Origin of the sequence: Streptomyces sp. S3(2020) (assembly GCF_013044505.1) — a bacterium.
Lineage (GTDB): Bacteria > Actinomycetota > Actinomycetes > Streptomycetales > Streptomycetaceae > Streptomyces.
This window is the reverse complement of record NZ_JABERD010000074.1, coordinates 16904-38242: the sequence shown is the minus strand read 5'-3', so window position 1 is coordinate 38242 and position 21339 is coordinate 16904. Positions and strand designations below refer to the sequence as shown.

16 protein-coding genes are annotated in these 21339 nt (G+C 69.2%); 3 read left to right on the top strand and 13 right to left on the bottom strand.

Annotated elements, in window-relative coordinates; genetic code table 11:
* Positions 1 to 2 precede the first annotated feature (2 nt).
* The 3 genes from HLK59_RS23595 to HLK59_RS23585 all read right to left on the bottom strand — a co-directional run bounded on the left by HLK59_RS23595 (position 3) and on the right by HLK59_RS23585 (position 3927).
* Positions 3 to 1022, bottom strand: a complete 1020-nt coding sequence (locus HLK59_RS23595) for an ABC transporter permease (RefSeq protein WP_171143501.1) — start codon at positions 1020 to 1022, stop codon at positions 3 to 5.
* Positions 1019 to 2536, bottom strand: a complete 1518-nt coding sequence (locus HLK59_RS23590; RefSeq protein ID WP_171143500.1) for a sugar ABC transporter ATP-binding protein — start codon at positions 2534 to 2536, stop codon at positions 1019 to 1021. The genes HLK59_RS23595 and HLK59_RS23590 overlap by 4 nt, the downstream gene beginning before the upstream one ends.
* A 209-nt stretch (positions 2537 to 2745) precedes the next feature.
* Complete coding sequence (locus tag HLK59_RS23585; RefSeq protein ID WP_171143499.1) at positions 2746 to 3927, bottom strand: ROK family transcriptional regulator; 1182 nt, start codon at positions 3925 to 3927, stop codon at positions 2746 to 2748.
* A 396-nt stretch (positions 3928 to 4323) separates the two neighbouring features.
* On the opposite strand from HLK59_RS23585, the gene HLK59_RS23580 reads away from it, so the two are divergent.
* Positions 4324 to 4794 (top strand): hypothetical protein, encoded by a 471-nt coding sequence (locus HLK59_RS23580; protein ID WP_171143498.1) that lies wholly within the window; start codon positions 4324 to 4326, stop codon positions 4792 to 4794.
* A 322-nt stretch (positions 4795 to 5116) separates the two neighbouring features.
* Here HLK59_RS23580 and HLK59_RS23575 read toward each other — a convergent pair whose 3' ends face one another.
* Positions 5117 to 6367, bottom strand: coding sequence for an MFS transporter (locus HLK59_RS23575; protein ID WP_171143497.1), 1251 nt, complete (start codon positions 6365 to 6367; stop codon positions 5117 to 5119).
* Positions 6368 to 6829: 462 nt separating this feature from the next.
* Here HLK59_RS23575 and HLK59_RS23570 point away from each other — a divergent pair, with 462 nt between their 5' ends.
* Positions 6830 to 7756 (top strand): DUF1353 domain-containing protein, encoded by a 927-nt coding sequence (locus HLK59_RS23570; RefSeq protein ID WP_171143496.1) that lies wholly within the window; start codon positions 6830 to 6832, stop codon positions 7754 to 7756.
* Positions 7757 to 7772: 16 nt separating this feature from the next.
* Here HLK59_RS23570 and HLK59_RS23565 read toward each other — a convergent pair whose 3' ends face one another.
* Both HLK59_RS23565 and HLK59_RS23560 read right to left on the bottom strand, forming a co-directional pair.
* Positions 7773 to 8126, bottom strand: a complete 354-nt coding sequence (locus tag HLK59_RS23565) for an antibiotic biosynthesis monooxygenase (protein WP_171143495.1) — start codon at positions 8124 to 8126, stop codon at positions 7773 to 7775.
* Positions 8127 to 8204: 78 nt separating this feature from the next.
* On the bottom strand, positions 8205 to 8594 hold the full coding sequence (locus HLK59_RS23560; protein WP_171143494.1) for a RidA family protein: 390 nt from the start codon (positions 8592 to 8594) through the stop codon (positions 8205 to 8207).
* Between the two features lie 72 nt (positions 8595 to 8666).
* Between HLK59_RS23560 and HLK59_RS23555 the strand changes: the two genes are divergently transcribed.
* Positions 8667 to 9614, top strand: a complete 948-nt coding sequence (locus HLK59_RS23555; RefSeq protein ID WP_171143493.1) for a LysR family transcriptional regulator — start codon at positions 8667 to 8669, stop codon at positions 9612 to 9614.
* Here HLK59_RS23555 and HLK59_RS23550 read toward each other — a convergent pair.
* The 7 genes from HLK59_RS23550 to HLK59_RS23520 all read right to left on the bottom strand — a co-directional run bounded on the left by HLK59_RS23550 (position 9609) and on the right by HLK59_RS23520 (position 21084).
* On the bottom strand, positions 9609 to 10232 hold the full coding sequence (locus HLK59_RS23550) for a hypothetical protein (RefSeq protein WP_171143492.1): 624 nt from the start codon (positions 10230 to 10232) through the stop codon (positions 9609 to 9611). The two genes, HLK59_RS23555 and HLK59_RS23550, sit on opposite strands and share 6 nt — an antisense overlap.
* Positions 10233 to 10260: 28 nt before the next feature.
* Positions 10261 to 14508 carry a discoidin domain-containing protein gene (locus HLK59_RS23545; protein WP_346779807.1) on the bottom strand — a complete coding sequence of 1416 codons (4248 nt, stop codon included), beginning with the start codon at positions 14506 to 14508 and terminating at the stop codon, positions 10261 to 10263.
* A gap of 419 nt (positions 14509 to 14927) precedes the next feature.
* Positions 14928 to 15938 (bottom strand): LacI family DNA-binding transcriptional regulator, encoded by a 1011-nt coding sequence (locus tag HLK59_RS23540; protein ID WP_171143490.1) that lies wholly within the window; start codon positions 15936 to 15938, stop codon positions 14928 to 14930.
* Positions 15939 to 16038: 100 nt separating this feature from the next.
* Positions 16039 to 17646, bottom strand: a complete 1608-nt coding sequence (locus tag HLK59_RS23535; RefSeq protein ID WP_171143489.1) for a glycoside hydrolase family 13 protein — start codon at positions 17644 to 17646, stop codon at positions 16039 to 16041.
* A 72-nt stretch (positions 17647 to 17718) separates the two neighbouring features.
* On the bottom strand, positions 17719 to 18594 hold the full coding sequence (locus HLK59_RS23530) for a carbohydrate ABC transporter permease (protein WP_171143488.1): 876 nt from the start codon (positions 18592 to 18594) through the stop codon (positions 17719 to 17721).
* Between the two features lie 16 nt (positions 18595 to 18610).
* Positions 18611 to 19570 carry a sugar ABC transporter permease gene (locus HLK59_RS23525; protein WP_171143487.1) on the bottom strand — a complete coding sequence of 320 codons (960 nt, stop codon included), beginning with the start codon at positions 19568 to 19570 and terminating at the stop codon, positions 18611 to 18613.
* A gap of 101 nt (positions 19571 to 19671) precedes the next feature.
* The gene (locus HLK59_RS23520; protein WP_171143486.1) at positions 19672 to 21084 is read right to left on the bottom strand and encodes an extracellular solute-binding protein; all 1413 of its coding nucleotides are present in this window, start codon (positions 21082 to 21084) and stop codon (positions 19672 to 19674) included.
* Between the last annotated feature and the right edge of the window lie 255 nt (positions 21085 to 21339).

The window sequence follows — 21339 nt, the reverse complement described above, 5'->3', positions numbered from 1 at the left end:
CCTCAGGTCGTGCTTGCGGTACGGCGCTGGACCAGCACGGCGGCGACGATGATCGCGCCCTTGGCGATCTGCTGGACGTCGCTCTGCAGGTTGTTGAGGGCGAAGATGTTGGTGATCGTGGTGAAGATCAGGACCCCGAGCACGGAGCCGGTGATGGTGCCGCGGCCGCCGCTGAGCAGGGTGCCGCCGATGATCGCCGCGGCGATGGCGTCCAGCTCGTAGAGGTTGCCGTTGGTGTTCTGGCCCGAGCCGGCGAGCACGATCAGCATGAACGCGGCGATACCGCAGCACAGCCCGGACAGCAGGTACAGGTACAGGCGTTGGCGGCGAACGTCGATACCGGCGAGCCGGGCGGCCTCCGCGTTGCCGCCGACCGCGACGGTGCGGCGGCCGAAGGTGGTGCGGTTGAGCACCAGCCAGCCGATGATCGTGACGACGGCGAAGACCATGACGAGCGGCGGGATCCCGAGGACGTACGCGTCGCGCAGCCCGAGGTCGAGGACGCTGTCGACGGTGACGATCTGTGTCTTGCCGTCGGTGATCTGGAGGGCGAGACCGCGCGCCGAGGCGAGCATGGCGAGCGTCGCGATGAAGGGGACCATCCCGCCGTAGGCGATGAGCAGTCCGTTGACCAGGCCGCAGCCGAGGCCGACGAGGACCGCGGTGAGGAGGATGCCGCCGAAGCCGTACTCCTGGGTGGCGACGGTGGTCGCCCACACGGAGGCGAGGGCGACGATCGCGCCGACGGACAGGTCGATGCCGCCCGACATGATCACGAAGGTCATGCCGACCGTGACGACGCCGATGACCGAGCCCTGGGTGAGGACGAGTTGGAGGTTGCGGGTGTCGAGGAACTCGTCCGGCTTGGTGATCCCGCCGACCACGATCAGGGCGGCGAGGACCCCGAGCAGGGAGAGGGTGCGGACATCGGCTCGGGCCAGCAGGCCGCGCCAGGCGGCGGATCGGTCCACGGGGGCCGTCTTTCCGGTGCCGTCCCGGGGCGGGGAGACGTGCTGCGTCATGACGCCGGGCTTCCTTCCATGACGAGGTCGAGTACGCGGTGTTCGTCGAGCTCGCGGGCGGGGGCTGTGTGCACGACACGGCCCTCGCGCAGTACGAGGACGCGGTCGGCGAGGCCGAGGACTTCGGGCACCTCGCTGGAGACGAGCAGGACGGCCAGGCCTTCGTCGGCCAGTCGACGGACGACTGCATACAGTTCACTGCGGGCACCGACGTCGACGCCGCGGGTCGGCTCGTCGAGGAGCAGCACCCGGCAGCCGCGCAGGAGCCAGCGGGCGAGGACGGCCTTCTGCTGGTTGCCGCCGGACAGGGTGCGGACCGGGGCGGACGGGTTGTCGGGCCGCAGCGACAGCTCGCGGGTCGCCGCCCTTGCCGCACCGAGTTCGGCGCCGCGGTCGATCCAGCCGCCGCGTGAGAAGCGGGACATGGAGGAGACCGAGACGTTGCGGGTGACGGACTCCAGCATCAGCAGGGCCTGCGCCTTGCGTTCCTCGGGGGCGAGGCCGAGTCCGGCGTTGACGGCGGCGCGGACGCTGCCGGGCCTGAGCGGTCGGCCGTCGACCAGGACCTGCCCGGAGGTCGGCTTCCGTGCACCGTATACAGTCTCCAGTATTTCGGATCGGCCGGATCCGACGAGACCGGCCAGTCCGACGATCTCGCCGGGGTGCAGGGTGAGGTCGAAGGGTGCGAACTCGCCCTCCCGGCCGAGGCCGCGGACCTCCAGAACCGGTGTGCCGGTGGGGGGCGAGGCGGGCCGGTCCGGGAACACGTACTCCACGTTCCGTCCCGTCATCAGCGCCACGACCTCACGGGTCGGGGTCGACTCGGCGGGCAGCCCGCCCGCGACGGCCCGTCCGTCCTTGAGCACGGTGACCCGGTCGCCGATCCGCCGGATCTCCTCGAGGCGGTGGGAGATGTAGACGACGGCGACGCCGTCCGCGGTGAGGTCGCCGACGATCCGGAAGAGGTTGTCGACCTCGTCCGGGTCGAGGGCGGCGGACGGTTCGTCCATCACGATGAGCCGTACGTCGTGGGAGAGCGCCCTCGCCATGGAGACGATCTGCTGCTGGGCCGCCGACAACTCGCCCACCAGGCGGGCCGGGTCGATCTCCGGATGCCCGAGTCGCTTGAGCAGCGAGGCGGTCGACGCACGGGCCGCCTTGCCCCGTACGACGAAGCCGACCGCCGTCGGTTCATGGCCGAGGTGGACGTTCTCGGCGACCGACAGGTGCTCCACCAGGTCGAGTTCCTGGTAGATGGTGGCGATGCCGAGGCGCATGGCGGCGATCGGCGAGCGCAGGGTGACCGGCTCGCCGCGCCAGGTGATGGTGCCCTCGTCGGGCTGGTGGGCGCCGGCCAGGACCTTAATGAGGGTCGACTTGCCGGCCCCGTTCTGGCCGAGCAGACAGTGCACTTCACCGGCCTGGACGTCGAGGTCGACGCCGTCGAGAGCCCGGACTCCGGGGAACGACTTGGTGATGCCGGACATGGTGAGCAGCGGAGCTTCTGGTGCCATGTGTGGTTCCCCTCGGCTGGCGTGCGGGCCGTTTCAGGGCAGGGCGAGGCAGCGAGTTGTGCCGGTGAAGTGCGTCGGACCAGTGGCTTGCGAGGACTTGGTGGGCCGCTGTGGACTGGGCAGGCCTCTGCGGGCTTACGCGGGCCGGGTCGAGTGCTGAGGCCAGTTCGGGTGCTGAGGCCGGTTCGAGTGCTGAGGCCGGGTCGGGTTTACGCGGGTGAGAACAGGTGGTCGCTGATCAGTCGGGCCGCGCCGATGACTCCGGCGGTGGGGCCCAACTCCCCCAGAACGATGGGCAGGTTGCCGGTCGCGAGAGGCAGCGACTGGCGGTAGACCTGGGTGCGGATCGCGGCGAGCAGGGTGTGCCCGAGCCCGGTGACACCGCCGCCGATCACCACCAGGCCGGGGTTGAAGAAGCTGACCAGGCCTGCGATGACCTGGCCGGTGCGGTTGCCGCCCTCACGGATGAGGTCGAGGGCGGTGGCGTCGCCGGCGGCGGCCGCGGCGGCGACGTCGATGGCGGTCAGGGTGCCGTTGGCCTCCAGCCGGGCGGCGAGTTCGGCGGAGCGTCCCTGCTGGGCCGCGTCGACGGCGTCCCGGGCGAGGGCCGCACCGCTGAAGTGGGCTTCCAGGCAACCCCGGTTGCCACAGGCACAGGGACGGCCGTCGGGCACGGCCTGGATGTGCCCGATGTCCCCCGCACTGCCCGTCGTACCGCGATAGACCTCACCGCCCACGACGATGCCGCAACCGATACCCGTACCGATCTTGACGCACAGGAAGTCACCCACCGAACGCGCGACACCCGCGTGCTGCTCCCCCATGGCCATCAGGTTCACGTCGTTGTCGACCATGACCGGACAGCCCAGCTCCTGACTGAGCGCCTCCCGGACCGGGAAACCGTCCCAGCCCGGCATGATCGGCGGAGCCACCGGAACACCCTCGGGGAAACGCACCGGCCCGGGGACACCGATACCGGCCCCGTCGAACCCCTCCGCCAACCCCGTCGCCCTCAACTTCGCCGCCATCGACAGCACTTGCTCGAAGACCGCGACCGGACCCTCCCGGACGTCCATGGGCTGGTTGAGATGCCCCAGGACCTCCAACTCCGCGTTCGTCACGGCGACATCGATGGATGTGGCACCGATGTCGACACCGAGGAACCGCAGCGTCGGCGCGAGCCGGATGTTGTGCGACCGCCGGCCGCCCCTGGACGGGGCCAGCCCGTCCGCGACAACCAGCCCCGTCTCCAGCAGGCGGTCCACTTCAACCGCCAGCTTCGAACGGGACAGATCCACCAGATCACCCAGCTGAGCACGGGAGTTGGATCCGTTGTCACGCAGTAGCCGAAGCAGCCGCGCCTGATGCGCGTTCTCAGGTCGAGCAGTCATCCGTCGCACGAACCCTCCTCTCCCCGACTGCACCGTCAGGCTGTTGAAGAGGAACGTAACAACGATTTTCCAGACTGGGAAGTACTTAGGCATGAGTACGGCGCTTCTTTTTCCACACACAGGACAAAGTCCGGATGGGGGGACGCGCGGCGCACGTGCGCGGACATAGCGACGGACGGTAGCGAACAGCACGGCTGTATCTGACATTCACGCGCTCGCGGCCGGCCAACTGCAGGGACGTCGGAGGAGGTCGGCAAAGTCGGCATACTGCGACCTGGACTGCTCTTCCGGGTCGGAAGTTCCGAACGAACGTCATCAAGAAGGGCAGTTGGAGCCCATGCCCGAAACTCTGCTCGGCGGCCCCGACCTGATCTCCGGACGAAGTTGGGCAGCCTGTTGCAGCAGGCTCAGATCCGCACGGCCGCGACCGGCGTCCCCGTGGCCACTCTCAGCGACTGGCTACGGGGCAACCATCTCCCGCGTGAGGCCTCAGAGTTGCTGAAGGTGGTCCGGCAGCTGTCCGAGTGGGCCGCCAAGGCGCCGCCCTCCGCCGCACACTGGAGAGGGCTGCTCGAAGCCGCCTCCCGTCGCGACACCGGCCCGGCCGCGCGGCCCGTGCCGCCGTCGGCGTCCGGGTCGGCCATCGCCGCGCTGGGTGAGCTGCTCACCGCGGCGTTCACCGCGGACGAGGTGACCCTCGATGCCGTGTGCCTGAGCGGGCAGGCCCTGTCCATCGCCATGGGCCGTCCGATCCACGCCGTGCACACCGGCGAGGTGCGGCCACGGAGCGTCACCGTGCGCGTCCTGCTGCCCAGCCGGGACATCCACCTGGCCTTCCCCATCCCCGTCTCGTACACCGATGGCTAGGGAGATCTTCTCAATCAACGCTGGCTCGCTCAACGCAATGCCTACGGACAGGGCCTGCGTTCCGCACTGGTCTCGCTGCGCGACACCCACGGCATCGACATCGCCTTCCGGGCCCTGCCTTTCACTCCGATGGCCAAGCTCTACCTCGTCAACCGCACCGAGGCCCCCCTTCTCTCACTACACGCTGGTGCGCTTGTTCGGCAACGGCAGCACCAGCGACGACACCGCCTTCGTCCACCGACCTCGTCCTCGGCCCCTGAACGGACCTGTCAGCAGCAAGGTGTCGAGCCCTGACGAACCAGGCCGCGCAAGCGGGGCGAGTTCATCGAGGCACTGGTTCCTCGGAGGCGGCGGGTAGCGGTTTTTCAGTCGTCGGGGCCAGTGCTCGGATGGAGGGGGTGGCGACCATGACGAGGGTGGCGAGGAGGATGAGCGTGGCAGCGGCGTAGAGGGTGGTGTGGAGGCCGAGGAGGAGTACGGCGGGCCCGGCAGAGAATTGGGCGAGCGGGAGTGCGAGGTAGGAGCCGAGGTCGTCGTAGGCGTAGACGCGGGCAAGGCGGTCTTCGGGGATCTGCTCGTTGAGGGTCGAGTACCAGGCGACGCCGGCCTGTTCGACGCCTACACCCGCTGCGAAGTTGGCCACGACCAGCACCCAGGTGTACGGGGCGAGTGCGAGCAGCAACGGGATCGTCGCCGTCAGGCTCATCAGCGCGCAGCCGACGAGGATGGCACGCCGGGGCCGCCATCTCAGCGACAGTACGCCGCCGGCGACCGCGCCGAGCGAGCCCGCGGCGACGGCCAGTCCCCAGCCTGTGCGGCCGATTCCGGTGGTGTCGGCGACGGCCGGGCCGAGGACGGTGTACGAGGCGGTGACACCGGCGTTGAGGAAGCAGAAGGCCACCACGATCACCCACACCCAGCTGCGGGACGTGAACTCCTGCCAGCCGACGCGCAGTTCGTACACCAGACCGGCGCTGGGCGCGGGTGGCGCGACCTGGACACGGACCAGCGCGAAGAACACGGCGGCGAGCGCAAAGCTGAGCGCGTCGACGGCCAGGCCCCAGCCCGGGCCGACCGCGGCGACCAGTACGCCGCCCAGCGAGGCGCCCACGATCGTCGCGCTGCTGCCCGCGATCCGGGAGAGCGCGAGGGCTCCGCGGCGCGATTCGGGCGGCACGGTCTGCGGGAGCAGGGCCTGGGCGGCGGGCTGGTAGCAGGAGCTGGACGCCCCGTTGACCGCGGCGAGCGCCATGAGCAGGGGAATGGCGGCGTTATGCGTGAGGACCAGGGCGGCGATCACCGCCTGGCTCACGGCACTGACCACGCTGCTGCCGACCAGCAGCGGGCCGCGCGGCAGCCGGTCCGCCAGTACCCCGCCGTACAGCAGGAAGACGATCCCGGTGAGGGAGTGGGCGCCGACCACCAGTCCGAGCGAGCCGACCGAGCCGGTGGCGTCGAGCACGGCGAAGGCCAGGGCGATCGGCGCCACCCCGTTGCCGAGCAGGTTGGCCGTCGTACCGATGAAGAGGTGACGGAACGGGCGGTGGCGCAGAGGCGCCAAGGCGGCGGACATGCGCCTGATCGTCGAAGCTGGGCGGTGTGCCCGTCAACGGATTACAGGAACGGGGGCCGCTGCCGGCCCTTTCGGGTGTCCGGCCCTGGGCGCGCGCGATGCGAATGCTGTCGGCGACGTCAGAGGGCAGGACGGGGCCGGCGTAGGTCTCGAACCAGTTGCTCGGGTGCGGCTGGTCGGTGGTGACCACCAGTGCCGCGCCGGGAGTCTCGGCGTACTCGACCGCATAGGTCAGGGGCGCCCACACCATTGCCTGGTCGTAGGTCGGCCGTCCGCGAAGTCTCCATCGGTAGGTGGTGCCGTAGACGGTGATGCGCCGCGAGGGTGGCGTGGAGGCCGAGGAGGAGTACGGCGGGTCCGGCGGTGAGGGCATCCGGGTGACTGACCGTGACGAGGGTGAGTAGGGGCAGGTGGGCGGCGGGAATATGGACGGGGAACCCGTCTGGCAAGAGGGAGGCCTCCATGGCTGTACCTGACGGCAGTAACCCGATCGCGCAGGAACCGCGCCGGTTCTACGACGGGGGGATCGACGCTTCACCGGGACAGCCGGAAGTCCTGCCCGACCCCGGCTCCGATGCCCGCATCGAACTCGAGCGGATCGTCGAGGACGGCCGCGAGTGCTTCATGATGCAGCGCCGTATCGCCTACCGCGACCGGCACTTGGGCGAGCTCCTGGTACCCCGGGAGACCGGTACGTTCCACACCGACCTGACCTCGGTGCCCACGTTCCTCACCTGGCTCGTGCCGAAGACCGGCGAGCATCTCCCGGCCACGTTGCTGCACGACGGACTGAGCCACCCGGAGGGCACTCCGGAGTACACCTCGACCGACGGGGAGGTCGTGTGGCGTGCGGAAGCCGACCGTGTACTGCGCGATGCGCTGGCGGACGCCGGCACCGCGCTGATCCGGCGGTGGCTGATCTGGTCGGCGGTAGCGATGGCGACCATGCTGCGCGGTGAGGGAACGAACTGGTCGACGTGGCTCAAGTGGCGCTACCGCCTGATCGTGGGAGTGACGGGTCTGGGAATCCTGGTCCTCGGTACCTGGGCGACCCTCGACCTCTTCGACGTCGAGGTCTCCTGGCTCGGCGGCCTGTGGTGGATGGGCGACCGGCCCTGGTGGGTGGAACTCGTCGGCGGTCTGACGGCGGCGATCGTGTTCTCGGTGGTCTGGTCGGTGACCTGGGGTCGCTTCTGGAGAGCCGGCGCGGTCGTGGGGGTGAGCCTGGCGGTGCTGCTGCATGTCACGGCGGCGCTGCTCATCGTCTCCGCGATGTACCAGGTGATGGAGCGCCTCACGAAGAAGGCTCCGCGGACAGTACATGCGCTGGCATGGCTCGGGCTGCTGGCGGCACTGGCCGGGTTCATCGCGGTGCTGGCCACCGCATGAGGCAGGGCCGCCGGGCCTACGCTCGCGTGAACCCGTGGCTCCGCTCCACCCTCGCGACATGCAGCGTGTAGCTCTGGTACCAGTCGGCCCGCCCGCGCTTCTGCGCCGCGCGGTGCTCGGCGTTGGTCCGCCACTGTGTGAGGGCGTCGGCGTCACGGAAGTAGCTGACGGTGATGCCCAGGCCGCCGGGGGTCTGCGCGTGGTCCATCCCCAGGTATCCGGGGAGGTCCTTGACCAGGTCTTCCAGGCGTGCATTCGTCTCGCTGAAGTCGCTCTGGTCCTCGGTTCGCACCGTGGTGAAGACAGCCACGTAGTAGGGGGGTTCAAAGGCTTCGACGGGCGTGGCAAGTGCTTCGGGGTGACCGGTCACGGCGTCACTGTGAGGAAGGGTGGGCACGACGATCCGGTGTCCTTTCGTGGCGGGGACGCATCGGTCGAGGGATACAGGTCACGCCGTGGCCCGTCGCGCGTACACCTCGATCTCGATCCTCATACGGGGATCGGAGAGACCGCACATGAGCATCGTGGCGGCCGGGCGGACCTGGCCGAAGGCCCGTCGCAGTACGGGCCAGCAGGGCTCGAAGTCGGCCCGGTCAGGCAGCAGATAACGCACGCGCACCACGTCGGCGAAGGCACACTCCGCCTCGGCCAGCGCGGCCTCGATGTTGCGCAGGCACTGCTCGGCCTGCTCCACCACGTCGTCGGAGATCGTCATGGTCGCGTAGTCGAACCCGGTCGTCCCGGACACATGGACCCAGTCGCCGTCGACGACGGCACGGGCATAGCCGATGCGCTCTTCGAACGTCGAACCGCTGAGGATGGAACGTCGCTCCGTCATGCGCCGAACGCTAGGTGAGCAGCACCGATACGTCTAATACAGCCTCAGGTATGAGGTGATATCCCTGAGCGTATGGAACGCCCTGAACTTCCTCTTCAGCAACTGCACGCCTTCGTCGTGCTCGCCGAAGAACTCCACTTCGGCCGCGCCGCCATGCGCCTGGGCATCGCCCAGCCTCCGCTGAGCCAGCAGATCCGGCGTCTGGAACGCACGGTCGGTCACCCGTTGTTCAGCCGCGGACCGGGACCTGTCGCCCTCACCCCGGCAGGCAGGGAACTCCTTCCTGCCGCCCGGCACGCCCTCACCGGCCTCGCGGACGGTCTCGCGGCGGCCCGAGACGTCGGCAGCGGCAGGGTCGGCAGGCTGCGGATCGGCTTCGCCGCCTCCCTCGCCCTGACCGTCCTGCCCGGCCTGCTGCGAACCTTCCGGGAAGGGTTCCCCGCCGCGGAACTGGACATCCAGGAAATGACCACCGCCCCGCAACTCGCCGCTCTGCGCGACAAGTCGATCGACATCGGCCTGTTGCGCGAACCGCCCGCCGACGACACGGAACTCGCGTTCGCCACCGTGCTGACCGAGCCCTTCGTGGCCGTACTGCCGTCCGCGCACCCCTTGGCAGCGCAACGCACCGTCCGCATCGACCAGTTGGCGCACTGGCCCTTCGTGCTTCTGCCGCGCGCGGCCGGCCCGTCGCTGTACGACCAGATCACCAGCCTGTGCGTCACGGCGGGCTTCACGCCCCGGGTGGCGCAGCATGCCGTGGAATGGCAGACCGTCTGCGCCCTGGTGGAGACCGGGCTGGGTGTGTCACTGGCCCCGGAGTGCATCCGCCGTATCCGCCTCAAAGGCGTTGCCTTCCGCAGGCTCGATCCCCACACCACCCGCACCCGAGTCGCCGTCGCCTGGCGGAAGACCGACTCAAACCCCCTGGTCCCACGCCTTCTTACCGCCCTCGACCAAGATCCCCCTCAAGGGTCCGGACCCATGTCACGGGAGCGTCGGGCGCGGCCGCTCTCATGACGGCGGGCGCTCGGTTCTGCCCGCGAGCCAGACCGCGATCCGCTCCTTGAACTCGCGATAGACATCGGGACTGTCGCGCAGAACGATCCCCTCCAGGTGCTGGACGATGTTCTCCGAGCGGTCCGGGTGGCGCACCGCGAACACGTCGACGCCGGTCTCGCCCGTCGAGGCGGTGATGTACACGCTGCTGTCGAGAGCCATCATGGCGAAGCCCGGATGGCCCGCGTGTATGCCGAGGAACGCCGATGCCGCGCCCCGGCCCATGATGTCCCAGGGGTCCAGGAGCCGGACCCGGGTCCAGAGCGCCGGTGAGGCACTGTCGCCGTGCAGGTTCCGCAGGGCGGCCCGGTGGGTGCGGGTGCCCTGCGGAAGCTGGACGAGGAACTCGCGCCGGTCGTCGAGAAGACCCGTGGAGACGGCGAGGTCGTACCAGTCCTCGTTGAGCCGCTCGACGAGCCGTGGGGTGTCGTACCGGTGGGAGAAGCCGCCGGCCACGTCCTCGGCACGGTAACCGACGACGAACGGGATCGTGCCGTCCGGAACGGCGTCCGGGATCACCTCGAGTCCGGCCCGCCGCAGCGGCCGGTACACCTTTCGGCCGCGCTCCTGGGTGCCCACGGCGCACTGTTCTACCAGGGCACCCGCCTCAGCAGGGGTTGACGGTGAGTTTGAAGGCTGTCGTGTTGCGGATGTCCTGGGCGTTGTCGCGCATGCGCAGGCAGTTGATGGTGGCCTCCCCCACGGCCGGGCCCTGGCCCGGTTCGGGGAGTTCGTTGGCCCAGATACCGAAGCCGGACTTGGCGTCCCAGGTGTCGCCGCTCTTGCGGGCGCCGCTGATGGAGATGTCGTTGAAGACGGTGTCCTTCACCGGGTTCTCGGGTTGGCCGCCGGTGTACTTGGTCTGGAACATGATGCCGCTGTAGGTGGGATCGACGATGTCCACGTGGTTGACGCGGATGCCCTGGAAGACCTTCGAGGCCGAGAAGAGCCAGATGGCGGGGAAGGTCTGGTCGCCCCAGAAGTGACCGCCCGCTCTGACGACCGAGACGTTCTCGAAGGTCGTCGGCCCGGTTCCGAAGCCGTTCATCGGGTAGCCGAAGTCGAGCGAGGAGATCGTGATGCCGGAGTAGACGAGCGTGTCCGCGATGTGGATGTTGCGGAAGGTGTTGTCGTAGCCGCCGTAGACGGCGATGCCCGCGGCCCGCCAGGTCAGGGTGGAGGTGAGGTTCTCGTAGACGTTGTTCTTCATGTCGGCGCCGCCGGCGTCGATGGCGGAGAACAGCGCGAAGCTGTCGTCGCCGGTGGCGCGGGCGTCGTTGTTGGTGACGAGGTTGTCGGTGGATCCGTTGGTCATGTTGATGCCGTCGGCGAACATGTCGCGGATCCGCGAGTTCTTGATGGTGACGCGGTCGGTGTTGGCGCCCCAGTAGAGGCACACCATGTGCTCGTTCCAGACGTCGTCGATGGTGATGTCGGTGACGCTCGCGAAGTCGAAGACCTTTCCGGGTCCGTCGATGCGCGAGGTGTAGTTGCCGAAGTAGGTGAAGCCCTTGAAGAGCGAGCCCTTGGCGGTCGCGTCGGCGCGGAAGCCGATGTCGGTGTTGTCCTGGGTGGTCGGGGCGTGGAACTGCGTGTACCAGGGGCCGGCGCCGACGACCTTGACGGCCTTGCCGTAGACCTGGAACTTGCTCGATGTCGCGTAGTCGCCGGGCGGGAGGTAGACGCCGACGAGGGTGCCGGTGGTGTCCATGCGCACCTTGTCGAGGGCGTTCTGCACGTCCTGGTGGGTGAAGCCGGTGGGCACGGTGTACGTCGCGGGGTCGGGGTTGGCGACCGGTGCGACCTGTTCCAGGTTGATGAAGTCGATGGTGTAGGTGCTGGTGTTGGCGGTGTCCTTCTGGAGCCGGATCTTGCTGCCCGCGGGCACGGTCTCGCCGAGCAGGAGGTGTGCCTCGTCGTAGATGTGCCGGGGGGCTCCTGCCGAGGGTGAGTTGCCGGGGGATGCCTCGGCGCCGTACAGCCAGGCGTACTTGGAGGTGAGCGGGACGGCCTTCTTGAAGGTGCCGTCGATGTAGAGGTCGAGGGTGGAGTCGGTTCCGCCGCCGCCCGGTGCGTCCGGGAGGGAGAAGCGGGTCACCAGGGTGTTGGTGGTGGCGCGGGTGGTGAACTCGATGTATTCGCCGGTGGCGTCCAGGCGGACGGCCTTGCGTCCGGAGGCCTCGCCCGCGGGGTCGCCCACGGTGCGGTTGGGGCCGAGGACGGTGGCGCCGCCGCCGGTCGTGCCGTCCTCCGCCTCGTACATGTCGTAGGGCATGTTGGCGCCGCGTCCGACGAACAGGGACTGGGTGGCGGTGTTGTTCTCGCGCTTGACCGGCAGTTCGTTGCTGTCGGCGGCGAGGACGGTCTTGACGGTGTAGGTGCCGTTGGCCGCGGTCCAGGGGCCCAGGGTCACGACGGCGGAGTCGCCGGGGGCGAGGATCCCGTCGTGGGCGCCGGTCAGGGTCCTGACCGTGCTCCCCTGCTTGTCGAGGAGGGTGAGGGTCACGCCGTGGCTGCCCGTGGTGGTGGGCTCGGTGCCCTGGTTCTTCACGGTCGCCTTGAAGGAGACGGTGTCTCCTGCCGAGGGGCTGGACGGGGTCGTGGCGACCGCGGTGGTGATCAGGTCGGAGCCGGCGACCGGCTTCACCACGAGTGCGGTGGGGCGGGTGTAGGTGTTGTCGGTCTCGTTCTGTTCGATCACCACGTCCGTGTCGTCCGCGACGGCGCTGAGCTCGTAGGAGCCCGCGTCCCGGCGGCCGATGGAGGCGCTGACCGTGGTCTGCGCGCCGGCCGCGAGGGCGCCGACGTCGGCGGAGGCGACCTTGGTGTCTCCCAGGCGCACCGCCAGCTTGCTCGCCCCGGCCGCGACGGGGCCGGCGTTGCGGACGGTGGCCGTCACCGTGATGGAGTCGGACTCGACCGGCGCGGCGGGTGCGGTGGTCAGGTCGGTCACGAGCAGGTCGGGGTTGGGGGCGGCGACGCCGATCACCTGGAACTCGGCGAGCTGGCCTGCCGGGGCACCGGAGTTGGCGGTGAACCGGAGCCTGACGTCGGCGGTGCGGGCGTTGACGGGGATCGTGATCGTGTTGCCGCTCGCCGGGTCGAAGGAGTAGCTCTTCGCGGCGACGAGGCCGGTGTACGCGGAGGCGCTCTGCTCCCGGCCGAGGATCTCGATGGTCTGGGTGCGGGCCGACCAGGCGTCGTCGGGGTTCAGTTTCAGGACGAGGCGGTCGACCTCGGCGTTGGCACCGAGTTTGACGGTGAGGGTGTTCGGGTAGCTGCCGCCGGCGCCCTCCCAGTAGGTGGCCGTGCTGTTGTCGTTGGCGTTCGTGGCGACGTAGGTGTGCACTGTGGAGGAGGCGTCGATCGGCTTGCCGACGGCGAGGTTGGAGCCGGTGCCGCCGGTGCCGTTGCGGGTGACGGTGTTGCTGTTGCCGGACTGGTTGCCGACCGCGTCCTTGGCACGGACGTAGTAGGTGACGGTGCTGGTCGCGGGCTGGGTGTCGGTGAATGTCGTGGCGGTGCCGGCGACGCTGTCCCTGAGGGTGTTGTTGGCGTAGATGTCGTAGGCGGTGACGCCGGCATTGTCGCTCGACGCGGTCCAGGTCAGCTTGATCCGGCCGCCGGCGGGCTCGGTGAACGCCAGGTTCGCGGGGGCGGTGGGTGCCTGGGTGTCGCCTGCGTCGCCGATGCGGGTGACGGTATTGCTGTCGCCGGACTGGTTGCCGGCGGCGTCACGGGCGCGGACGCGGTAGGAGACGGTCTGGTCGGGCGGACGGCTGTCGGTGAACGTGGTGACATCGGCCGCGACGCCGGTGAGCAGGGTGCCGTTGGCGTAGATGTCGTAGCCGGTGACGCCGACGTTGTCGGTGGCGGCGGTCCAGGTGAGCTTGATCTGGCCGGTGGCGGGCTGGGTGTACGCCAGGCCGGTGGGGGCGGTCGGGGCCCGGGTGTCGCCGCTGCTCGGGCCGTAGATCTCCAACTCGGAGATCTGGGCGGCGGGTTGCACGGTGTTGGCGGTCACCAGGACGCGGACGTGGCGGGTGGTGGTGGAGTCGAAGGTGATCGTCGCGGTGTTGTCGGCGGCCGCGGTGAAGGCGTAGGCCCGGGAGGCCGAGAGGTCGGTGTAGTCGGTGCCGTTGGTGCTGCCCTGGATCTTGAGGGTCTGGCTGCGGGCGCTCCAGCCGGCGGGCAGCTTCAGGACGACACGGTCGACCGCGAGGGAGGCGCCGAGGTCGGCCTCCAGCCACTGCGGGAAGGCGTTGTTGGCGCTCTCCCAGTAGCTGGCCCGGTTGCCGTCGTTGGCGTTGGGGGCGGTGTACCCCTCGGTGTGGCTGCTGGCCTTGAGGGTCTTGCCTGCCGCGAGGTCGGCGGAGGACTCACCGGCGGCGTGGACTTCGAGTTCGGAGAGCTGGGCCGCCTGCCAGCCGGTGTTGGCGCTGACGGCGACACGGACGTAACGGGCTTGGGTGGCCGCGAAGTCGATGGTGACGGTGTTCGCGGCAGCGGGGCTGAAGGAATAGCCGGCGGAGGCCTTCAGGGTGGCGAAGGTGGTGCCGTCGGCGCTGCCCTGGACGGCGAGCGTCTGGGTGCGGCTCTCCCAGCCGGCGGGCAGTCTCAGGACGACCTCGTCGATGCGCTCGCTGCCGCCGAGGTCGGCCTGGACCCACTGGGGCAGGCCGGCGCCCGCGCTCTCCCAGTACGAACCCTGGTCGCCGTCCGTGATGTTGGCGGCGGCGTACCCGCTGTTGGCACTGCTCGCCGAAGCGGCGTCGCCCAGTGCGATGTCGGGTCCGCCCGCGGCCTGGGCGGTCATCAGGGGGCCGCCCAGGGCCAGCAGGCACGTCACGAGCACGGCGCTCAGCCATCGTGCTCTCCAGGAGGGGGCTCTCTCGGCCGCGGCGTGCGCCGGGACGGGGAGCGGTCCGACGGCCGTCGGACCCGCCGCCGGCCGACCGATACCCAGGCGTCTGCTCGGATGTGTGCGTCTCATGGTGGCCTCTCCGCACTCCGGGCACGGCACGGCGCGGGACTCGTCGCCACAGCTCGGGGCGACGGGGCGGCATGCCGAAAGCCCAGCATGACTTGGTTGAGGGATGGCGCCATTGAGTCGATCTATTGAGCATTTTTGTGACTCACTTGCAACGCTGAGTCGATAGGTTTCTCCGACGTCAAGACTTTGTCAACGGTTCCGTCAGGTTCACGACAGAACACTGTCGCGGAAACGACAACGACACCGGCGCCGTGGGGCGACGCGGCGTCAGACGGTGAGGATCACGCGGCGGGCGGCGGAGCCGTCGAGCCGCGCACCACCAGCTCCGGCTCGAAGAGGAGCTCGCCGGGGTGCGCGGCGGTGCCCTGGATCTGGGTGCAGAGCAGATCGACGGCGGCGCGGCCCATGGCCTCGATGGGCTGGCGCACCGTGGTCAACGGCGGTTCCGTGCACGTCATGAACGCCGAGTCGTCGAAGCCGACGACCGACACCTGCGAGGGAACGGACAGCCCCCGCCGGCGCGCGGCCCTGATGGCGCCGAGCGCGAGCGGGTCGCTCGCGCACACGATGCCGGTGACCCCCGCGTCCAGCAGCCGTGCGGTCGCCGCCTGGCCGCCCTCCAGGGAGAAGATCGACCGCTGCACGAGAGCGTCCTCCCAGACCGTGCCCGCCACCTCGGCGGCCACCCGGGCGGCCGCCAGTTTGCGGCGCGACGGCATGTGGTCCGGGGGGCCGAGGACCAGCCCGATCCTCTCGTGCCCCAGCGAGGCGAGGTGGCGCCACGCCTGCTCGACCGCGACCGCGTCGTCGCACGCCACGCAAGGAAAGTCGAGCCCCTCGATGGCGGCGTTGACCAGCACGACAGGGATCTTCCGCTCCGCCAACTGGTGGTAGTGCTCGTGCGGAGCGTCGGCCTGCGCGAACAGCCCGCCGGCGAAGATGACGCCGGAGACCTGCTGCTGGAGCAGCAGGTCCACGTAGTCGGCTTCCGACACCCCGCCCCGGGTCTGCGTACACAGCACCGGAGTCAGCCCCTGCTGGGCCAGCCCTCCCCCGATGACCTCGGCGAACGCGGGAAAGATCGGGTTCTGCAACTCGGGGAGCACCAGACCGACGAGCCGGGCCCGCTCCCCGCGCAACTGGGTCGGCCGCTCGTACCCGAGGACGTCCAGGGCGGTGAGAACCGACTGCCGGGTCGCATCGGAGACGCCGGGCTTTCCGTTGAGGACACGGCTGACCGTTGCCTCGCTGACCCCAACCTTCTTAGCCACCTGAGCAAGTCGTCGTGTCATGAACGCAAGCCTAACGCAAAACACGCAAGCGAATTGCGGCTAGAGGGTGCCCGCCTGCCCGGCCGACGTTCGACCGGCCGGGCACGCGGAGATCGGCGCGTCAGTCGGCCCGCAGCCACACCGCCGCGTCCGACGGCAGTCTCCCGTCGGCACCCAACGGCCCGCTGGCCAGCAGGACTTCGCCGTGCGCCGGCAGGTCCACGGGGGTCGCTGACAGGTTGGCCACGCAGATCGGTCCTCCGGGGCGGGCGAAGGCCAGCACCCCCTCTTCGGCGGGCAGCCACCGCATCGGCCCGTCGCCGAAGGCGGGCTCGGACCGGCGGATGCGCAGCGCCTCGCGGTAGAGCGTGAGCATCGAGTGCGGGTCGGCGCTCTGGCGGTCGACCGCGTGCTGAGCCCAGTCCTCGGGCTGGGGCAGCCAGGGTGCGGCCCCCGCGCCGAAGCCGTAGGCGGGGGCCTGTGCCTCCCACGGCAGGGGCACTCGGCAGCCGTCGCGGCCGGGGTCGGTGCCGCCGGAGCGGAAGTGCATGGGGTCCTGGATGCGGTCGACGGGGATGTCGGCCTCGGGCAGACCCAGTTCCTCACCCTGGTAGAGGTAGACGGATCCGGGCAGGGCGAGGGTCAGCAGTGCGGCGGCCCGGGCCCGGCGGGTGCCCAGGGCGAGGTCGGTGGGGGTGCCGAAGCGTTTGGCCGCGAAGTCGAACCCGGTGTCCTCGCGGCCGTAGCGGGTGACCGTGCGGGTCACGTCGTGATTGCACAGCACCCAGGTGGCGGGGGCGCCGACCGGGGCGTGCTCGGCGAGGGTGTCGTCGATGGCGCGGCGCAGGCGGCCGGGCTCCCAGGGGCAGGCGAGGAAGGTGAAGTTGAACGCGGTGTGGAGTTCGTCGGGGCGCAGGTAGCGCGCGAAGCGCTCGGTGTCGGGCAGCCACACCTCGCCGACGAAGACGCCGCCGTATGCGTCGGCGACGGCACGCCAGGACCGGTAGATGTCGTGGAGTTCGTCCTGGTCGATGTAGGGGTGGGGGTCCACGCCCTCCTCGAAGTCGGCGAGTGCGGGGTGCTTGGCGAGCAGCGCCGCGGAGTCGACGCGGACGCCGGCGACACCGCGCTCGAACCAGAAGCGCAGGACGTCCTCGTGTTCCTGGCGGACCTCGGGGTGGGACCAGTTGAGGTCGGGCTGCTCGGGGGTGAAGAGGTGCAGGTACCACTCGCCGTCCGGGACGCGGGTCCAGGTGCGCCCGGAGAACTGGGAGGGCCAGTTGTTCGGGGGCAGTTCGCCTTGAACGCCGCGTCCGGGGCGGAAGTGGAAGCGCTCTCGCTCGGGGCTGCCGGGCCCGGCGGCCAGGGCTGCCTGGAACCAGGCGTGCTGGTCGGAGACATGGTTGGGGACGATGTCGACGATGACGCGGATGTCGAGTGCGGCGGCCTCGGCGATCAGCTTCTCGGCCTCGGCGAGGGTGCCGAAGGCGGGGTCGATGGTGCGGTAGTCGGCGACGTCGTAGCCGCCGTCGACGAGGGGTGAGGCGTACCACGGGGTGAACCACACGGCGTCGACGCCGAGTTCGGCGAGGTAGGGCAGTCTCGCCCGGACGCCCGCGAGGTCACCGGTGCCGTCGCCGTCGCCGTCGGCGAAGCTGCGTGGGTACACCTGGTAGATGACGGCGTCGCGCCACCAGTGGTCGGTGCGGGGCGTACGAGGGGCTGCCACAGAGTGTTCCTTTCGGGCAGGAAGAGGTGCTGCTTCGAGGGGATGGGCGGAGCCGCGTTCGCGTCGTGGTCGTCAGCCCTTGAGGCCTCCGGCGGTCAGGCCGCTCATGATGTTGCGCTGGAAGACCAGGAAGATGAGCAGGGTCGGTATCGAGGCGACGGTGAGCGCCGCGATCAGTACGTTGACGGGGACGCCGTTGGACAGTGAGTAGATACCGACGTTGAGGGTCTGCTTGGTGGGGTCGGGCAGGGTGAGCATCGGCCACAGGAAGTCCTTCCAGACTCCGACGACCGCGAAGATCGACACCACGCCGAGGATGGGGCGGGAGATCGGCAGCACGATGGACCGCAGGGTCCGCAGTGGGCCGGCGCCGTCCATGGAGGCGGCGTCGAGCAGTTCTTGCGGAATGGAGTCGAAGAAGCGCTTCAGCAGGAAGATGTTGAAGGCGTTGGTGACGGACGGCAGCCAGATCACCCAGGGCGAGTTCAGCAGATTGCGCTCCACGAGCGGTACGTCGAGCACCGTCAGGTACTGCGGGACGACGAGCACGGTCGCCGGGATCATCAGGGTGGCGAGCATCATGCCCAGGATCGCCTTGCCCAGCACGGGGCGCAGCTTGGACAGCGAGTACGCGGCCGCCACGTCCAGGACGAGTTGGAAGGCGAGGGCGCCGAACGCGTAGTACAGGGTGTTGAAGAGGAGCGAGGAGAGATCCATGACGTCCCAGGCCCGGCTGTAGTTGTCCGGCGTGAAGCTTTCGGGCACCAGGGTGGGCGGGGTTCGGATCACCTCCTGGGTGTCCTTGAACCCGCTGGAGACCAGCCAGTAGAGCGGTCCGAGGAACGTCAGGGTGAAGCCTGCGACGACCACGGCGAAGACGGTCCAGTACAGCGCCTTGCCTTTCGGCCTGGCGAGGGCGGCCGGCGAGACGAGTGTGCGTGTCGACATGGTGGACTCCCCTGGCCTACTTGTCCTCGGCGCGGCTGAGCTTGACGTACAGCGCCGAGAATCCGGCGAGGAGTACGAGGAGCAACAGGCCGAGCGCCGCCGCGGCACCGTAGTTGTTGAAGTTGAAGGCGTACTGGTAGATCAGGTGGACGACGGTGGTCGTGGAGCCTTCGGGGCCGGCGCCGCCGGTGAGGAGGAAGGGTTCGACGAAGACCTGCATCGTCGCGATGATCTGCATGAGCAGCATCAGCGACAGGACGAGCCGGGTCTGCGGGATGGTGACGTGCCAGATCTTGCGGAGCAGGCCCGCCCCGTCGAGTTCCGCCGCCTCGTACAGTTCGCCGGGGACACCCTGGAGCGCGGCGAGGTAGATCAGGGTGGCGCCGCCCATGTTCATCCAGGTCGCGGCGATGACGACGGAGAGCATGGACAGATCGGGGTCCTGGAGCCACTGCTGTTCGGGCAGGCCGAAGAAGCCGAACACCTCGTTGAGGAGTCCGTATCCGGGGTCGTAGAGGTACTTGAAGAGCAGGACCGAGGCGACGGGCGGGAGCATGACGGGCAGGTAGACGAGCAGCCGCAGATAGCCCTGTCCGTGCCGGAACTCGTTGATGACGACGGCGACGACGAACGGCACCGCGAAGCCGAAGACCAGGGCGAGGACGGTGAACAGGAGCGTGTTGCGCCAAGCCTGCCAGAAGGCCGGGTCGTTGAAGACGGTGACGAGGTTGTCGAAGCCGACCCAGGTCGTCTGTCCGCTCTCGGTCTTCTGGAAGGCGAGGAAGAACTCCCGGATCATCGGGTACCAGGAGAACACCAGGAAGCAGAGCACGGCTCCGATGAGGAAGCCGTGGGCTGTCAGGTTGCGCCTGAGGCTGGTGGCGAAGGAGGCGCCGGGGGCCGACGGACCCGGCGCGCGCGGCTCGGGAGGGCGGGGAGGTCCCGCCTTGCTCGGGGTCAGGCTCGGGGCCGACATCGTCGCTCCTCGGTACTGGGCTGCCGTATGTGCTGGCGTATCCGCTGCCGTATCCGCTGTCGGGCGGGGCCGCCCGGGGTGGGCCGCCCCGCCCGGGCCGGTCACTGGTTGGCCAGGACCTGGTTGACCTGCGACTCAGCGGTGGACAGCAGCTTGTCGATGTCGGCGTTCTTGTTGGTGAGGATGCCGGACATCACGTTGTCGAGGACCTTGTAGATCTCCTGGGCCTTCGGCGGCTCGGCCTTGCCCGGAACCGGGTTGTCCATGAACGCCTTGAAGTTGGCGACCGGCATGGTCGCGTTGGCCTGGCGCGCGGCGTCGTCCTTGGTCTTGGACTCGTTCAGCCAGAAGTTGGGCTGCGGCACACCGACGGGGAGCTTGTCGGCCTTGCTCCGCTCCCAGTCGAACTGGCCCTTGCCGACGCTGAGGTTCTTGAAGTCGAGCCAGGCGATCGCGGCCTTGATCTTGTCGCCGGAGATGCCCTTCTTGATCATGTAGTTGTTGCCGCCGGCGAGGGTGCTCTGCTCGCCCGGGATCGGGCCCATTCCGAAGTTCTCGTACTGGGCGCCGAGTTGCTGGACCATGTACGCGATGTCGTCCGGGGCGGCGAGGTACATGCCGAGCTTGTCGGTGGCGATCTGCTTCTGGAGGTCGCCCCACTTCAGCAGCTGGGTCCTGCCCATGCTGTCGTCCGCCCAGCGCATGGCGTGGAGGTTCTCGGCGACCTGCTTGCCGAGGTCGTCGTTGAAGGCGGCCTTCTCGCCGCTCGCGTCGACCATGTTCCCGCCCCGGCTGTACAGCTGGGCGGTGAAGTGCCAGCCGCCGGTGTTGCCGGCGCTGTACTCGCCGAAGCCGGCGATGCCCTCACCGAGCTCGGCGATCTTCTTGGCGGCGGCGCGGACCTCGTCCCAGGTGCGCGGCGGGCTGTCGGGGTCGAGCCCGGCCTGCTCGAACAGCTTGCGGTTGATGAGCAGGCCCATCGTGTAGTTGCTGGTGGGCAGACCGTAGAGCTTGCCGTCCTTCTTGAGCTGGCCGAGCACGTTGGGGTCGATGTCCTTGAGCGCCGGAACCGTCTTGTCATTGACGTACGCGCTGATGTCGGCGCCGCCGTCCTCGGAGAGCACCTGGTCCAGGTCGGTGAAGTAGGTGTAGAAGACGTCCGGTTGCGACTTGGCCTTGAGCATGGCCGTGAACCGCGCCGGCTCCAGACACTGCCCCGGCGTGGAGCGGCCCTCGATGGTGACGTTCGGGTACGTCTTGTTGAACTCGGCGACGTCCTCCTTCCACTCCTTCAGCTCGGCCGCCTTCGCCTTCGGGGGCATGCAGTCGATGGTGATGGTCACCTTCGTCTTGGGATCCAGCGGGGCGGAGGGGTCGCTCGATCCGCTCCCCTCGGAACCGTCGCCGTTGTCGCTGCTGCTGGTGCCGCAGGCGGCCAGGGCGGTCAGGGTGAGCGCGGAGACAACGGCGACCGCGCCGGCGCGGCACGAACGACGGAACCGGGCAACTCTCATGGGTGGGTCCCCTCCAGGCATGACGTGCAGGAGGCCCCACCGACTGTGCGGGTGCGCTGTGGGGCGGGCCACACTCAACCACCACCGATATCTGAACGCAAGATTATGCGTCGATATTGTAATTGCTCGACAATCGAGTGTCGTCTGAGCGTCAGAGATACGTAGAGGACCAGCTGCGGAGGCGCCAGGAGCGTGGCCGCGACAGCGGACGGCAAGAGGAGTCCGAGCTTGACCGGTACGCCATCGATAGCGGGG

Coding starts and splice junctions, on each gene's coding strand:
- HLK59_RS23555 (WP_171143493.1), top strand. CDS start 8,667: ATGGAACGCCCTGAACTTCCTCTTCAGCAACTGCACGCCTTCGTCGTG.
- HLK59_RS23595 (WP_171143501.1), bottom strand. CDS start 1,022: ATGACGCAGCACGTCTCCCCGCCCCGGGACGGCACCGGAAAGACGGCC.
- HLK59_RS23530 (WP_171143488.1), bottom strand. CDS start 18,594: ATGTCGACACGCACACTCGTCTCGCCGGCCGCCCTCGCCAGGCCGAAA.
- HLK59_RS23575 (WP_171143497.1), bottom strand. CDS start 6,367: ATGTCCGCCGCCTTGGCGCCTCTGCGCCACCGCCCGTTCCGTCACCTC.
- HLK59_RS23585 (WP_171143499.1), bottom strand. CDS start 3,927: ATGACTGCTCGACCTGAGAACGCGCATCAGGCGCGGCTGCTTCGGCTA.
- HLK59_RS23520 (WP_171143486.1), bottom strand. CDS start 21,084: ATGAGAGTTGCCCGGTTCCGTCGTTCGTGCCGCGCCGGCGCGGTCGCC.
- HLK59_RS23590 (WP_171143500.1), bottom strand. CDS start 2,536: ATGGCACCAGAAGCTCCGCTGCTCACCATGTCCGGCATCACCAAGTCG.
- HLK59_RS23570 (WP_171143496.1), top strand. CDS start 6,830: ATGGCTGTACCTGACGGCAGTAACCCGATCGCGCAGGAACCGCGCCGG.
- HLK59_RS23525 (WP_171143487.1), bottom strand. CDS start 19,570: ATGTCGGCCCCGAGCCTGACCCCGAGCAAGGCGGGACCTCCCCGCCCT.
- HLK59_RS23560 (WP_171143494.1), bottom strand. CDS start 8,594: ATGACGGAGCGACGTTCCATCCTCAGCGGTTCGACGTTCGAAGAGCGC.
- HLK59_RS23540 (WP_171143490.1), bottom strand. CDS start 15,938: ATGACACGACGACTTGCTCAGGTGGCTAAGAAGGTTGGGGTCAGCGAG.